Here is a 13514-nt window from a genome sequence, read left to right as displayed (position 1 = left end):
CCGGAATTGTATTGCGGATGGCGCCTTCGCTTAGTCTCCACGAGACGCATGCTCGGCAACTCCTTTTCCTAGCGCAGAACCAGAATAGTGTTGCGGCAAAGCCACTCACCAGTACGGCGAAGCCGGAGCCGGACTGTTATTATCACGCGGGTATTCGTGGTAAGCTGGAAGACGCGGATGATGAGCCTTTCCTGCGCGTGGCGTTGCGTGATTGATCGCTCGTGATGAGTCTTCCCAACCAGCCGAACTTCGATAAGGCGCGGCCTAGCCGGTGCGCTCCCTGTGCGGGTAGACGGGTCCCGCGTCCAGGCCGGCTCCGCTTGTCGGTGATATCCATCGGCTTTCACGGTTTCGCGTGAGCCTCGATAGGTGAGATCGAAAGCCTGTCCAGGCGAACAAGAATGTCCTTCTACTCCTGCGGCGAGAAGGGCGGTTTCCTGCTGCGCAGCATAGTGTCGGATGCTACAGCGCGATTGTCAGCTTCAAGACCATTGTCCATAACCTGACGCATGCACCCGGTACGAAGTAACTGGAGCCCCTCGATTTCCAAGCGGCACGGTGCTTGCTTCAGTCGCGGTGCCATCACCGATGCCAGCTTGAAGGCGCTCGGTTGTGGATCGGGAAAGCGCCGCGGAGTGTTTGATGCGATCTGGAGTTCGTTTTTGGGGAGCGACAACGATTGCGCTGGTCGCAAGCGGTGCGGCCAATGCGGCGGATCTTGAGCCAGCAGTACAACTGCCACCGGCCCTATGGAGCTCGTCCGGAGGAGATATTGGCGGGCACGTCGACGTTGGTAACGGCCAAAAATTCTTCAGTAATCCCTACGGTCCGTCAGTCTATGGCGGCTTCCTCGATGCTCCTGAGTTCCTGGAAGGCGGCCAGATCGGCTGCAACTGGCAGAACAATAGCTGGGTGTTTGGCGTCAAACTCGATCCCAGCGGTGCTGCCTCCAACAGCACAAATACCTGCCTCGTGGTCTCCGGCATTGTGCGGAGCGCAAACTGCAAGGCAAGTCCAAACGTCTTGTCCCCGCGGCCGGTCGCCTCGGTTACGCTTTTGGCGCGCTTGGCCACACGCTGGCCTACCTCAAGCGAGGCGTGGCTTGGCAAAACAATCAAGGCAACGTCATCAATAACAATGAGTGTGGCCAATGTCGGCGACGGCGCGCTCGACTTCCACAAGGCGCTCGACGAGGTCTTTCCCGGCACACGCCACCAGCGATGCTGGATGCACAAGACTGTGAACGTCCTGGACAAGGTCCACTCTCTGCGCAGGCCACTATGAAGAAGGATTTGCGCGAGGTCTGTTGGGCGCGAACCGAGCGTCCGCCGAAGCGGCGACCGACGTCTTCCCCGAGAAGTATTGGGCCAAGTACGGCCGGGCGATCGAATGCCTGGTCAAGGATCGCGACGCACTACTGGCCTTCTACGATTTTCTTGCCGAACATTGGGATCACTTGCGCTCCACCACCAATCTCATCGAGAGCTTGTTCGCCACGGGGCGATGAAGGATGGTGCGGACGAAGGGCTCCTTCTCGCCAACCACCGCCAGGCCGATGGTGTTCAAGCTGGTGATCGCCGCATCAAGGACTTGGCGGCGGCTCAACGGCATAAATCAGTCGCCGAAGGTCGTCGCAGTTGTCAGATTCAGCACGGCATTTGAGGGCATCCAAGCGCCGGCAAACCAAGCGCCTGATCACCTCGTCACCTAAATCCCGAATAGCTCAGCTTACCGGGCCGATAATTCAATGGAGTTCTTAATGACTAATGATAACGAGAAGGAAGCCCCACCGGCTCTGTCCACCGGTGCGACGCATATGCTCATCGAGCTATGGGGAGCGAAGAACCTCGACGATCCGGCCATTGCAGAAGACGCAATCCGAAAAGCCACCCGTGCCGCGAGGGCGACGTTACTCCACCTTCACGTTCACAAGTTTTGTCCGGGTCACGGCGTCTCCGCAATCGCCTTGTTGGCTGAATCGCACATTACCTTACATACTTGGCCTGAGAGGTCCTACGCGGCCGCTGATGTCTTCGCATGTGGCAACAGCGATCCTGCGAGCGCCGTGCCGGTTCTAGTTGAGGCATTTCAGCCCGAACAGTCTGACGTTCGCAGCTTCCGGAGAGGTGTGTCAATCAAGCCGACGCGTTGAGNNNCTTGGAATAGCCGGCCTTGTTTCCGACCGCCCGGGTNNCTGCCGCAATCGAAAAACATCTTGGGCTAACATCTCGTATCAACAGCTTAACCGCGAGGCTCCGAGCACTCACCGCTATGAGACTCCGCTTTCGTTCTAGCTAATGGGTCCGCATCCGACGGGTCGACAGCGCGGAGTAGAAGATCACGATCCAGGTCAACAATTATCGAAACACGTTCATCAGCCACGACAAATTTCGACGATCCTTCGCCATGGATCGATCGGATTTCTGATCCAAAGCTCATCAGTCGCTTCTCAAACCCTTTGATCGATTTGATCCAGCCGCTCTTCACGCGGCCGAATTGATCAAGCACGATCCGGGCTGAACATGCTTCGATCGAATTTCTCTGCAATGAGTTTGTGTATGAATCAGATATTGTCCGACGCATAGAAGTAGCTCAACAAGGTCTTTCTTCAACAAACGAGTCGAAACCAGAAAATGCTCCTATTCAACGTGCTTCCTCAGTCAGTTGAGCGGGTGTCGCATCATTGCGCGAAATGCGCATCGAACTTGGAATAATCGAGATTGGGCCGGGTATCCGCCAGTCCTTCTCACGAACCAGCTATCGTAAGTGATGGTCGTGCCAAGCGCCCGCACCCAGTGACTTTCATCCGAATGCCGGCGCACCCTGTACTGAACGTCGCAACTGTATCCGGTGGCTGTTGCTCACGGGCTTCGGCAGAAGCATCCGTTTGTTAGCCGTGCGTGTTAGCAGAATCCGCACCGCGGTGGCGTTTTCCTTTACGTCCGCATCGAGTCGGGTCTGGACGAGAGCATTCGAAGCCATAGCGAACTCCTCTATGCGCGGCTACGTAATGTATTTTTAATGACGTGCGCCAGAGACGTCATAGCCTCGTGAGCGGGGTGAGCACGGCGGCCAAACCCGCGCCTTTTCGGCGAAGCCGATGCCGCGGGCCCCTGGTCCAGACTGCGGCGTGACCAGATGGGGTGGAGGCCTTCCCTGTCCTCCTTGCACCTCGATCAGGTTGCTTAGATCGAAGCCGGGAGCTCGGATCGTCAGCTTGACCGAGAGATAGTCACGCTCCGTGTCCTTGGCGGTCTTCTGCCTAGGGGGCGCCTAGCTCGACACTAGGCCCGAAGATTCGGAAGTGCGGCCCTTCGGAGGGGGGCTCGACGCGGACGAGCTTGGCCGGCGCTGAGAGCGAGGTGCGAATCGAGCCGGAAAAGCCGTTGCCGTTCGAGGTGAAGGTGCCGACGGTCGCCTTTGTCGTGTCCCTTTTTCAGTTTTCAAGGCTGCGCCCATCGCGGCCTCGATGGCTGGCGACAAACCGGGGGCGGTCGACCCGCATCCCGAAAGGGGCCGGGACCCAGTGGAGGGACGGCCAGGGTGCGACTTTCTTGTTTTGCGCGAGGAGTTCATACGCAGCGTGGATGCTTACCATCCAAAAAATCAATTTTACCAATGTTGCGGAATGTTGCATTGGCAGCAGCACCTGACGCGCTCTGATCACGTGACTTCTTTTGTCGCGCGACGCGGCTCGGCTGAGGAACGGCGTCGCGTTGGCGTCGAGGCGCCTGATGGAAGCAACAGAATGGCAGATCAAACTCGCGAAGGAAATCATCGCCAAAACCAAGGAATAGGCAGCGGGCGGCGGCGAGATAACGCTCGCCGTGGAACTTACCTTGTGTAGCCTCATTCGCTGAGTTGACGAACCTCTTCTACGACCTGAAGCAGTCCAGCTGCATGCAGATCGAGACGAACACGGACGATGCCTGGTCGAAATCTCAACCATATCGGCGCCACGGTTCAAGCTGTCCACGGCCTGCTCGCTAAGAAGGCCTGAATGAACAGGCGCGTCGTCATTACCGGAATGCGCGGGCTGTGCGGCCTAGGCACCTGCGCCGCCGCCAGCTGGAAAGAGATGCGCGAAAGCCGCTCCGCCATCGGGCAGATTGTCAATTCCGAGCTTTACGAGCTGAAGGTCAGGATCGCCGCCGACTTCAAAGCGCGATCGGAGCAGGACATCGACCGCAAGCAGCTCGTCGATCTCGACGCCACGTCCAATGCGCTGCGCCTGGCGCTGAACAACGCCTCTGCCTTCGACGGCACGAACGGTTCTGGCATTCGGCCAAGCTAGTCAGGAGAGTTTCGGTTTACCGTCTAGCGGGTCGAACGGCCGCATGGCTTCGCGCTTGGTGCGCGTCTTGCTTAACGAGAGAAAAGACACGTAACAGCCAGCCTGCCTTTGGAATCACGCTGCAGGCTGTCGGGTTTCCGACATCGCCGTCTTCAATCGGACACGGCTGGCATGGAAGGCTCGTCTGATGCCGTCGCCTCTCAACGCGCGAGGGCTCGGTGTTCGAGCTCGTATGGGAAGGAGCGTCATGACCACCATCGCAACTGCGGCGCCCGCGCGGGCGTCGCGAACTTGGTACAAAATCCTCTACGTTCAGGTGCTGATCGCGATTCTGATTGGCGTCCTCGTCGGTTGGCTGTGGCCGTCGCTCGCCACCAACGACTGGGTCAAGGCGCTCGGTGACGGCTTCGTTAAGCTAATAAAGATGGTGATCGCGCCGATCATCTTCTGCACCGTAGTCTCGGGCATCGCGCACATCCAGGATGCGAAAAAGGTTGGCCGGGTCGGCCTCAAGGCGCTGGTCTATTTTGAGATCGTCTCCACCTTTGCCTTGGTGCTCGGCCTAGTGATGGGCAATCTTTTTCAGATCGGCCACGGCCTTGCGGCCAAGCCCGATGCCGCAGCCGTCGCCAGCTACGTGAAGCAGGCGGAAGCCTCGAAAAGCGTCGATTTCATTCTCAATATCATTCCCGACACCGTGGTCGGCGCGCTCGCGCGCGGCGACATCCTGCAGGTGCTCTTGTTTGCGATCCTGTTCGGCTTCTCGCTGATGGCGCTGGGTGAGCGCGGTGCAAAGTTGCGTGGCATGATCGACGACGCGGCGCACGCGGTGTTCGGCGTCATCGCCATTATCATGAAGGCAGCGCCGATCGGCGCATTCGGCGCCATGGCATTCACGATCGGTAAGTTCGGACCAGCGGCGCTCGGCAATCTGATCGGTCTCGTCGCGCTGTTCTATGCTACGGCCGCGCTGTTCGTGGTGGTCGTGCTCGGCCTGATCGCGCGCTTCGTTGGCTTTTCGATCTTCAAGTTTATCGCCTATATCAAGGATGAGCTCTTGCTCGTGCTCGGCACCTCGTCCTCGGAAAGTGCGCTGCCGCAGTTGATGACAAAGCTCGAGCGGCTGGGCTGCTCCAAGCCCGTGGTCGGCCTCGTGGTGCCTACCGGCTACTCCTTCAACCTCGATGGCACCAACATCTACATGACCTTGGCAACGCTGTTTATCGCTCAGGCGCTCGGGGTGAATCTCAGCTTCGGCCAGCAGCTGACCATTCTCGTCGTGGCGATGCTGACCTCGAAAGGCGCAAGTGGTATCACCGGGGCCGGCTTCATCACGCTCGCGGCGACGCTTTCAGTGGTTAATCCGGTGCTGGTGCCGGGTATGGCAATCGTGTTCTCGATCGACAAATTTATGAGCGAGGTGCGCGCCCTTACTAATATCACCGGCAACGGTATCGCCGCGGTGTTCGTGGCCTGGTGGGAAGGCGAACTCGACCAGGCCACGCTGCATGCGCGGCTTAACCAAAAAATAGATCCTACCGACGGCGAGACCTCGAGTACGACGGGGTAGGCGGCCCATTTCTATCCGTCATTCCAGGACAAGTCGAACTCGGGTGTAACCGGATTCGCGGGTCTTAGTGGTGCAAGTCGGCGGCAGCCGATTTCGATTGCGCACCCGGAAATCTCCCGCCGTTTCTGGATTGCCGGTTCGCTCGCTTCATGAGCGCCCCGGAATAACGTCTAAAAGGTTGCCCGTGAGGCGAGGGGAAGAAACCGCCGGCTTGCCGGGCGGCTTCTCATCAGTGCCGAGTATGAACGACTGCTTGAAAGTGCAAGTGCTCTATCCAACCGCATGAGGGTGAAGTGTTAGCGAAGTGCAACGAGGCCATCGCGAAGGGGGTCTGCCATATCTGCGAAAATCTGCCGCACGGAGACGGAGCTATAAAGACGGTCGCACGATGTGCGACCGGCCAACACTTGCCGCCGCACACTTTCCCAAAGAGACGGTAGCTCTCATCTTTCGAGCTTGCAAAGTTCATCAGGACGCCGCAATTCTTGCGCGCAGATGCTACAGGCTCAAGGGCCGAAGCGTTCGTTTCGGACATTCCCACGGAGAAACCACGACCGCTACACATTAACCACACGCGTTTTTCGGTCAGCCGCGCTACGCATCACGTCGGTTTCGAACAGAGCAGCTGGGTTTTGCAGCGTCTATCCTTGATCGTTCCACATGTTGCCGCTAGCCGGTGTGGCTTAGACTCATCAGTTGGCTGCGATCCCACTTCGTGCTCAGGAATTAATTTGACGTGTAAGCGATCGCGCAGTTCAAAGGAGGTGGGCGATGGAGATGGCCTATGTATTCGACTCTTGTCGGGATTCTTGTTCTTTTGAGCATCGGCATACTATTGGCTCACGCGATGGATGCTTTTCGCTCGCGTTCGTGAGAGCAATTCCCGATGCGGACTATCCTCTATCTCATCAGAGCAAGGGCACGTCTGCGCTAGATGATTGCGGGACGATGTGATCCGTCCAGGCAAGCTACCATCGAATATGGAATCTAGAAATTCCGCGGCTCGTCCTTCTTCGCGTTGGAGAGCTTGCATTAACAGAATGTGACGCGTGCAACCGATTAATGACGCCATTTACCGGAGGCGATCCTGCACATTCAAGAGACTTAAGCCTTGCGCTCTAATCGTAGATACCAATTACGGAGACTGAAACATGAATGCCGAGCCCTCAGTGTGCCTCGAAAAGAAGCTGTTCTACAACCGCAATCACGTGGGGATGAGAAAGCTATTGCTGTAGCTCAGGGGCGTGGAGATATCGCGCTTCAGCACGGGCGAGTTCGTCGTACCTCAAGAAATCAAATACCTCGTCGATCGTCGCTTATATGTGTCTCAATCCCGGCAATGCCTTCCTCAGCGATAATGCGGCAGCAGACGTGCCGCATCGCGGCTATTGCAGCTCGCATGGAGTGGTTGGCCCAGATCACTGTGGAGATGCCGGCTTCCCGATATTTAGAGGCCGGTGTTCGATAGTATTTCGTTGGAACGATTACGACCGGCAGACAGTTCTGCCAGGCACTCGCGAACGATAGGATCTCGTCCGCGGTGCTTTTACGCGAGTGAATGAGGATCGCGTCGGCTCCCGCGGCCGCGTAGGCGCTAGCGCGTAGAATTGCTTCGTCCATTCCATGGCCAGCGATCAGCGCTTCGATCCGTGCCACGAGGACCAGGTCGTCCGCGACTGGCCGGAGAACTCATCGATATCGGCAAGGGCATGCCGATCGCCAACAAACGAGTTCATCTTCGGAAAACAGCTGTCCTCGATCGCGACGCCGGCAGCGCCGCGCTGACGGAGTTTCCGTGCTAGGAGGCGTGCATTGTTGAAATTGCCGAAGCCGCCATCGCCGTCAACGAGCACAGGTAGCTCGGTCGAGTCCACTATGCGCTCGACCACATCGACGATTTGGCCCCACGACGCTTCGTTGGCATCGCGGTAGCCGAGAGAGCAAGCAATTGACAGGCCCGACGCCCACAGACCTTTAAAGCCTGCACGCGCTTGGCGATCGTGCCCGAGAGCGCATCATGAGCCTCCATGAGGAAGAAGAGGTCGCGGTTGGAGCAGATCTCGGTGCGCAGCATTTCTGTAAGTGAAGAATCGGCCCATCGATCAGGGCCGTTGGCGAGAAAAGATTGTGATTGATCTTGCATGCCAATCCTTGCAGGTGCGTTCGACCGGCCGGACATTCTGGGCATGTTTCACCCCAGTTTCTTGATCGAGGCAAGGCGCTCGGGCAATCCCGCAGCTCAAGCGATAGGTGGCATCCTTCTGGCATCTCGAGCAATTACTAGCCTTGGTAGTTGACTGGATCGCAAATAGTTGCAAATCCACTATAGAATGCCCTGGGCAGTCGGGGCTAAGACTTACACGAGATGTTCACTCTGAGCGGAAATCAAGAACGCACGCGTCGACAATCGGAAAACCTCACCAACTCAGCACTCCTTGCTCTGCTCGAGGTCGATTGCGATCCGATGTCTCGACTTGCTCTTGGCGATGTGAACCATCGTCCATGGAAGGTGAGCAAGAGGCATCTTGGCCGTGCATTCTTGATCGATATCAACTCATGTCGCAGCTAATGCAAACGGCGGCGTCGCATTCCCAACATGTGTCGCAATTGCTTCGATGGCCGAACGCAAAGCAATCGATGGCCAGTTCTCCCAATCCTTTGTTTTCACGCCTGATTCTCGCGAGCGCCGCAACTGGTACGAGGCTTGCTGTTCTCCTCCTAGTGCCCCGAACTTGTGGAGAGCCGTATGCCCGATATCGTCTGCATCAAGCAGGTTTCCGACTTCGCGGTGATCCGCGTGCGCCCCGTGGCCAACTCTATGCACCAGCGGGAGCCGGACCATTATCAACCCCCACGGTCTATTCGCGCTAGTAGCAGTGCCGGAGCTGAGCAACGGCTTCGGCAGCGAGCTCACCGTCCTCATCATGGGCCTCCAGATGCCGCCGAGTCCTAAGGCACTGACCTTCGGCGCCAACCACGTTGTTGCAGTCACTCGTCGCGTCTTCGCCGGCGTCGGCACACTGGCGGCCAGAAATCCGCACCATCCGGAAAAGTTGCCACCGGGCTAATCGTGGACACCAACTACGGAGACTGAAACATGTATGTCGAACCCTCACTCTGCCCCAAGCGAAAGCTGGTTGATAACAGCTATGTCATCGATCCCGGTCCCCATATCGGGGTGTGCGTGTACAATTGCATCGCCGCAGCTGCTGTTGCTCTTGAAGGTCGACCCCGCGCGCTGTTACGAGCAGAAGACCAAGGGCGAGGTGGAGATCACACTCGACAGCTGCATCGAATGCGGCGATTACCGCGTCCTCGGCGAGCCCTCCACCGACATAAGTTGAGCTATCCGCGCGACGGTTATGGTGTTCTGTTCGATTTAGGTGACCGCTGCACTCCGCTGCTTGCTCGGCGTGCCCGCTGCTTCGATTCACCTGTCTCTTCTGAGCGCCTGATGCGACAGGTCAACGAACGGGAATAGCATTTGCCGCAGCGCGCGAGTGTTCAGGCTGGATGAAGAGCGGAGCAAGGGCTTCGCTGAGCGAATAAAACTAGACTCGGCTAAAACACTCAATCGAACACGCAATAGCGGCCCTCTTGGCTGCCCTCGTGAGTCGCCACATGGACTTATTCAGCTTCATCGAATGCGCGAAGCAAACGCGCTCTAGCAAAGCGCTGTTCGATCTTCTTGTGAGCTGTGCGAGCGAGGAAGGTTTCAGTGAAGTCGCTTACGGAGCGCTTACCTTCGCGGAGCCGCCTCGTCTACTGGGGTACCTACCGCCTACAGGGACCGTGAACTTCCCGCCAGACTGGTGCCGCCGTTATTTTGAACGCAATTACCGTGTCATCGACCCGGTGGTCAGGCGGACACCAACGCTTCGGGGGCCGTTTGTTTGGGACGAACTCGCCAAACTGGAACCCGGCGAAAAGCGCGTACTAGACGAGGCCAAAGAGGCAGGTCTGAAGCATGGCATGAGTGTGCCATTGTTGGGGGCATTTGGCCGACTATCTGTGGTATCTTTTGCATCACCGTTCGACGACGCCGATCCTCAGTATCGTATGAGTCATCTCAAAACACTGGCCTGGCACTTTCATCTGGCGTTTGCGGAGATCGCGCGGCTGTCGAATAGTAGCTGCAAGAGGAAAGATATCCTATCTGAGCGCGAAAAAGACTGCCTGCGCTGGGTGGCAGAGGGAAAATCGTCTTGGGAAACTGGGAAGATCCTGAAGGTTAGCGATAATACAGTCAATTTTCATCTTAAGAACGTGATGCGCAAACTGGGTACGACGAATCGCACCCAGGCCATCGTAAAGGCGATTCGCCTCAATCTCATTGAATTCTAGGCGGCGCCAGCGGTGGCAACTGGATGCTAACTGACCTGAGCGTGTGGCGTCCGCTCGCAGGTTTCTCGATGGCATGACGATCCAATCTCGTTGAGAATAGCAGCGAGCAGGATACCGCATCTGTATAATCACAAAAGGCCTGCGCCGCTCGCCCACGAATGGACCGCCGCCAGTTCGTGGCTGTCGCATTTCTGGCACCGCACGGCTTCTGTCAGGTTCAAGGCACCTGATATTATCCGCTGGTCGCAATTGCTTTGAAGGTTAAATCATCGGCTTAGCTTGCCGAGCGCCACTGGCACAACGGTTGCTAGTAGATGACGTCCATCACTCGGGCAACTGTGAGTGCGTGAAATAAACAGGGACGATGCCGTCCTGTTTGGTGCCGATGAGAGGTATTGTGAAAAAGTTAGCGTGGGAGCTTCACCTTGTACGCAAGCTATCCGTTGCGGCTGTTGCAATGTTGGCCTCATCACAGGCTAGCCCCGAAGATGATTGGATGAGAGCTGCTAGGCAGATTTTCAAACCGATCCCCTCGAGCGTGCCTGCCGTGAAGGACAATCCGGTCACCCACGACAAGGTCGAACTCGGCAAGATGCTGTTCTTCGATCCGCGGCTGTCAGCTAGCGGGGTCATCAGCTGCAATAGCTGCCATAATCTTGCTATCGGCGGAGTCGATGCCGGTCCGACCTCGGTCGGGCACGGCTGGCAGCAGGGTCCACGTCGGGCGCCAACTGTTTATAACGCGGTATTCAATCTGGCGCAGTTCTGGGATGGACGTGCCGCAGACCTCAAGGCGCAAGCTAAGGGACCCGTGCAGGCGCGTGTCGAAATGAACGCGACCCCAGACCATGTAGTCGATACGTTGAATTCGATGAGTGACTATGTGGTCATGTTCAAGAAGGCGTTCCCGAACGAGGCGTCGCCGGTCACCTTTGATAACTTCGCGAAGGCGATCGAGGCCTTTGAAGCGACTCTGATTACACCCGCTGCTCCTTTCGATCAGTACCTTGAAGGCGATACGACTGCTCTCAATGATCAGCAGAAGGCAGGATTGAAGCTCTTTATGGAAACGGGATGCTCCTCTTGTCACAACGGAATCAACGTCGGTGGACAGGATTACTTCCCGTTCGGCGTGATCGAAAGGCCGAGCGCAACCCTGCTTCCGGCGTCCGACAAGGGCCGATACGCGGTCACCAAGGCGGCCAGCGACGAGTACGTTTTCCGCGCCGCACCGTTGCGCAATGTCGCGTTGCGGCCCCCATACTTCCATTCAGGCCAGGTTTGGAGCCTTAAGCAAGCGGTTGGCGTGATGGGTGAAACCCAGCTTGGCATCGAGCTCAGCGATAAGGAAAAGAACGATATTGTTGCGTTTTTGAATTCGCTGACTGGTCAGCTGCCTAACATTGAGTATCCGAAATTGCCTACGCGTACCGACGCGACGCCGCGGCCCTCTTTAGGCAGATAGCATGGTTCTTCCACCGTAGTAGGCATTGCGCTCTTTGAATGCAAAGGAACAAGGCGCGGGCATTCGGGTGTCTGCGATGCACAAAGTCGAGAAGGCGGAGCAGGATGGGAGCGGGGACACGAAAGCAAGTGCCCGATCAGCCGCCGGATGAAAGCGCAGCTATGACAAGGCGTCTGCTAGTACCAAGTCCAAAAGGCTATGAAGACTGGCGCATATGACAGGGCTGTCGATGTAGGCAAACTTGGCTCGGCGTGGCCTGAATCATTAACAGACATAAAACGGGTTTCTCTTGCCGTGTCTCTGCGCGTTCAGCCCAAGGTCAAGGGGGATACCAATTGAGCCCAGCGTTCTGCAGCAAACGGCGGCCGCAGAATACCCAGATGTCGAGCACAAGGAGTAAATACCCTTAGCAATCGGATTGTGTGAGCGGGTTTCCGGCGCTTCCACGTGAGATGCGTAAGCTGAACAGCGCGTTGCGGACGGCAGAACGGAAGTTGGCCTCGGGTCGAATGTCCCCGGAAGCATGCGAGTCACTCTTGAACCGGGCAGACTGTCCGGCCGACTGCGTGCTCATCCCCTGACCATGCATCACCATTGTGCGGGCCGTGTCAGGTTCCGATTGCCATTTAGCCTTTCGAGTGATCACCTTGAACATACTCAACCCAAACGGTTCGCAGGCAGAAGTCCTTGCATATTCCCGGAGAATCCAGACCGCGGTTAGGTGACCGTACGGCGGCAGATGAATAGCTCAAAAAAGCCCCGGCCCGAGGGCCGGGGCTTTCGATCGCCGTTCGAAAGATCAGTATCGCAGAACCGGCGGGCTAAACTTGTAATTGAGCCGCAGGGTCAGGAGATCGAAATCCTGGCGGATGCGATCGGTCGCGACCACACCAGCGGCCGTGGTGAAGTTCACGTTGGCGTCCGGCATGAAAAGGTGATCGTACTCGACGCCGACCGTCCAGTTCGGCGCAAAGCCGACTTCCACACCCGCGCCGACAGCTGCGCCCAAACGCGTATTGTCGGTGCTCGCCAGCTGCGCGCCGGTCAGGGTCGAGGTGACCTGATAGGTGTTGCTCGTCACCGCAGCGCCACCCTTGGCGTAAAGCAGAACGTTGTTGGAGGTGTAGCCGATCAGGCCGGTGATCAGACCGAACGCGTCGGTCGTGCTGCGGTTGGTATTGAGCGGGAAGGTGCTGCTTACATTGGAGCCGCTGAAATCAGCCCAGTTGCCCTGACCTTCAATACCAAACACCGCCTGGCCCAGCTGCTGGCGATAGCCGATTTGGCCACCCACGGTGCCACCGGTTGCATCGCTGAGGCCCCAACCGCCGTTGATACCGACGTACAAACCGCTCCAGTCGTAGATCGCGGCCGCGACCTGCGGCGGTGGCGCCTTATAGACGGGCTGCGCAGCGAGATCCGCGCTGAATGCGGGTGCGACCGCGCCAAGCGCGAGGATGCTGCAGGTCACAAGCAACAGGTTCTTCATTTACAGTTTCTTTCCTTTAGATGGCCCCCAGGCCGCGCGCGTCTTAGCAACGTCATCGGAGATTGCTGTAACGGCAGCGCAACACTCACTCAAAAGAAACAGCTTGAAGCTCACGCTGCGTTAGGTTGTAGGCTTGGAAATCATGATCAAATGTGCGCAGTGCAAAATTGCATCGCGCATGGGAGAGATGCGCGTCAATGCGAACTTTGAAGGTAAGGGTGTTTGAATCGAAGCCCGCTTATAAGGACGCGCGTGGCGTTAAGCGGGCCGAAGACGCTCNTAGCAGGCTGTTGAAGAAGTCGGTGGCGAAGCATTTTGGATCGTGATTCTCTAGGATCAGGATTGATCTAGA

10 protein-coding genes and 3 pseudogenes are annotated in these 13514 nt (G+C 57.3%); 8 read left to right on the top strand and 5 right to left on the bottom strand.

Features of this window, described 5'->3' with window-relative positions; genetic code table 11:
* Positions 1-1128: 1128 nt before the first annotated feature.
* Positions 1129-1711: pseudogene (locus CQ14_RS08360) on the top strand (transposase); the annotation flags it as partial.
* Between the two features lie 36 nt (positions 1712-1747).
* Positions 1748-2152: an adenosylmethionine decarboxylase gene (gene speD, locus CQ14_RS08355; protein ID WP_347337123.1), complete on the top strand. Its 405-nt coding sequence runs from the start codon at positions 1748-1750 to the stop codon at positions 2150-2152.
* 528 nt (positions 2153-2680) lie between these two features.
* On the opposite strand, the pseudogene CQ14_RS48560 reads toward speD, so the two are convergent.
* The 3 genes and pseudogenes from CQ14_RS48560 to CQ14_RS43405 form a co-directional block, all read right to left on the bottom strand.
* Positions 2681-2982 (bottom strand): annotated as a pseudogene (locus CQ14_RS48560) (type II toxin-antitoxin system RelB/DinJ family antitoxin).
* Between the two features lie 280 nt (positions 2983-3262).
* On the bottom strand, positions 3263-3370 hold the full coding sequence (locus CQ14_RS48165) for a hypothetical protein (protein ID WP_430650152.1): 108 nt from the start codon (positions 3368-3370) through the stop codon (positions 3263-3265).
* 66 nt (positions 3371-3436) lie between these two features.
* On the bottom strand, positions 3437-3778 hold the full coding sequence (locus tag CQ14_RS43405) for a hypothetical protein (protein ID WP_156434773.1): 342 nt from the start codon (positions 3776-3778) through the stop codon (positions 3437-3439).
* A gap of 222 nt (positions 3779-4000) precedes the next feature.
* Here CQ14_RS43405 and CQ14_RS08350 point away from each other — a divergent pair, with 222 nt between their 5' ends.
* Positions 4001-4294, top strand: a complete 294-nt coding sequence (locus CQ14_RS08350) for a beta-ketoacyl synthase N-terminal-like domain-containing protein (RefSeq protein WP_057857442.1) — start codon at positions 4001-4003, stop codon at positions 4292-4294.
* A 247-nt stretch (positions 4295-4541) separates the two neighbouring features.
* Positions 4542-5864: a C4-dicarboxylate transporter DctA gene (dctA, locus tag CQ14_RS08345; RefSeq protein ID WP_057857441.1), complete on the top strand. Its 1323-nt coding sequence runs from the start codon at positions 4542-4544 to the stop codon at positions 5862-5864.
* Between the two features lie 1223 nt (positions 5865-7087).
* On the opposite strand, the pseudogene CQ14_RS08340 reads toward dctA, so the two are convergent.
* Positions 7088-7938 (bottom strand): annotated as a pseudogene (locus CQ14_RS08340) (isocitrate lyase/phosphoenolpyruvate mutase family protein).
* A gap of 802 nt (positions 7939-8740) precedes the next feature.
* Between CQ14_RS08340 and CQ14_RS48160 the strand changes: the two are divergent.
* The 4 genes from CQ14_RS48160 (at position 8741) to CQ14_RS08320 (ending at position 11673) form a co-directional block, all read left to right on the top strand.
* The gene (locus tag CQ14_RS48160) at positions 8741-8932 is read left to right on the top strand and encodes a hypothetical protein (protein ID WP_057857440.1); all 192 of its coding nucleotides are present in this window, start codon (positions 8741-8743) and stop codon (positions 8930-8932) included.
* Between the two features lie 144 nt (positions 8933-9076).
* Positions 9077-9208: a hypothetical protein gene (locus CQ14_RS48155; RefSeq protein WP_430650151.1), complete on the top strand. Its 132-nt coding sequence runs from the start codon at positions 9077-9079 to the stop codon at positions 9206-9208.
* A gap of 277 nt (positions 9209-9485) precedes the next feature.
* The gene (locus CQ14_RS08325; RefSeq protein WP_057857439.1) at positions 9486-10208 is read left to right on the top strand and encodes a helix-turn-helix transcriptional regulator; all 723 of its coding nucleotides are present in this window, start codon (positions 9486-9488) and stop codon (positions 10206-10208) included.
* A gap of 457 nt (positions 10209-10665) precedes the next feature.
* Complete coding sequence (locus CQ14_RS08320; protein ID WP_245320258.1) at positions 10666-11673, top strand: cytochrome-c peroxidase; 1008 nt, start codon at positions 10666-10668, stop codon at positions 11671-11673.
* Positions 11674-12472: 799 nt separating this feature from the next.
* On the opposite strand, the gene CQ14_RS08315 is transcribed toward CQ14_RS08320, so the two are convergent.
* A complete protein-coding gene (locus CQ14_RS08315; RefSeq protein WP_057857437.1) occupies positions 12473-13162 on the bottom strand; it encodes an outer membrane protein in 690 nt (229 codons plus the stop codon).
* Positions 13163-13514: the final 352 nt, after the last annotated feature.

Source organism: Bradyrhizobium lablabi (assembly GCF_001440475.1).
GTDB classification, from domain to species: domain Bacteria; phylum Pseudomonadota; class Alphaproteobacteria; order Rhizobiales; family Xanthobacteraceae; genus Bradyrhizobium; species Bradyrhizobium lablabi.
The sequence above is the reverse complement of the archived record's forward strand: the minus strand, read 5'-3'. Positions and strand labels throughout refer to the sequence as shown.

Coding starts and splice junctions, on each gene's coding strand:
- dctA (WP_057857441.1), top strand. CDS start 4,542: ATGACCACCATCGCAACTGCGGCGCCCGCGCGGGCGTCGCGAACTTGG.
- speD (WP_347337123.1), top strand. CDS start 1,748: ATGGAGTTCTTAATGACTAATGATAACGAGAAGGAAGCCCCACCGGCT.
- CQ14_RS43405 (WP_156434773.1), bottom strand. CDS start 3,778: ATGATTTCCTTCGCGAGTTTGATCTGCCATTCTGTTGCTTCCATCAGG.
- CQ14_RS08315 (WP_057857437.1), bottom strand. CDS start 13,162: ATGAAGAACCTGTTGCTTGTGACCTGCAGCATCCTCGCGCTTGGCGCG.
- CQ14_RS08320 (WP_245320258.1), top strand. CDS start 10,666: ATGTTGGCCTCATCACAGGCTAGCCCCGAAGATGATTGGATGAGAGCT.
- CQ14_RS08325 (WP_057857439.1), top strand. CDS start 9,486: ATGGACTTATTCAGCTTCATCGAATGCGCGAAGCAAACGCGCTCTAGC.
- CQ14_RS08350 (WP_057857442.1), top strand. CDS start 4,001: ATGAACAGGCGCGTCGTCATTACCGGAATGCGCGGGCTGTGCGGCCTA.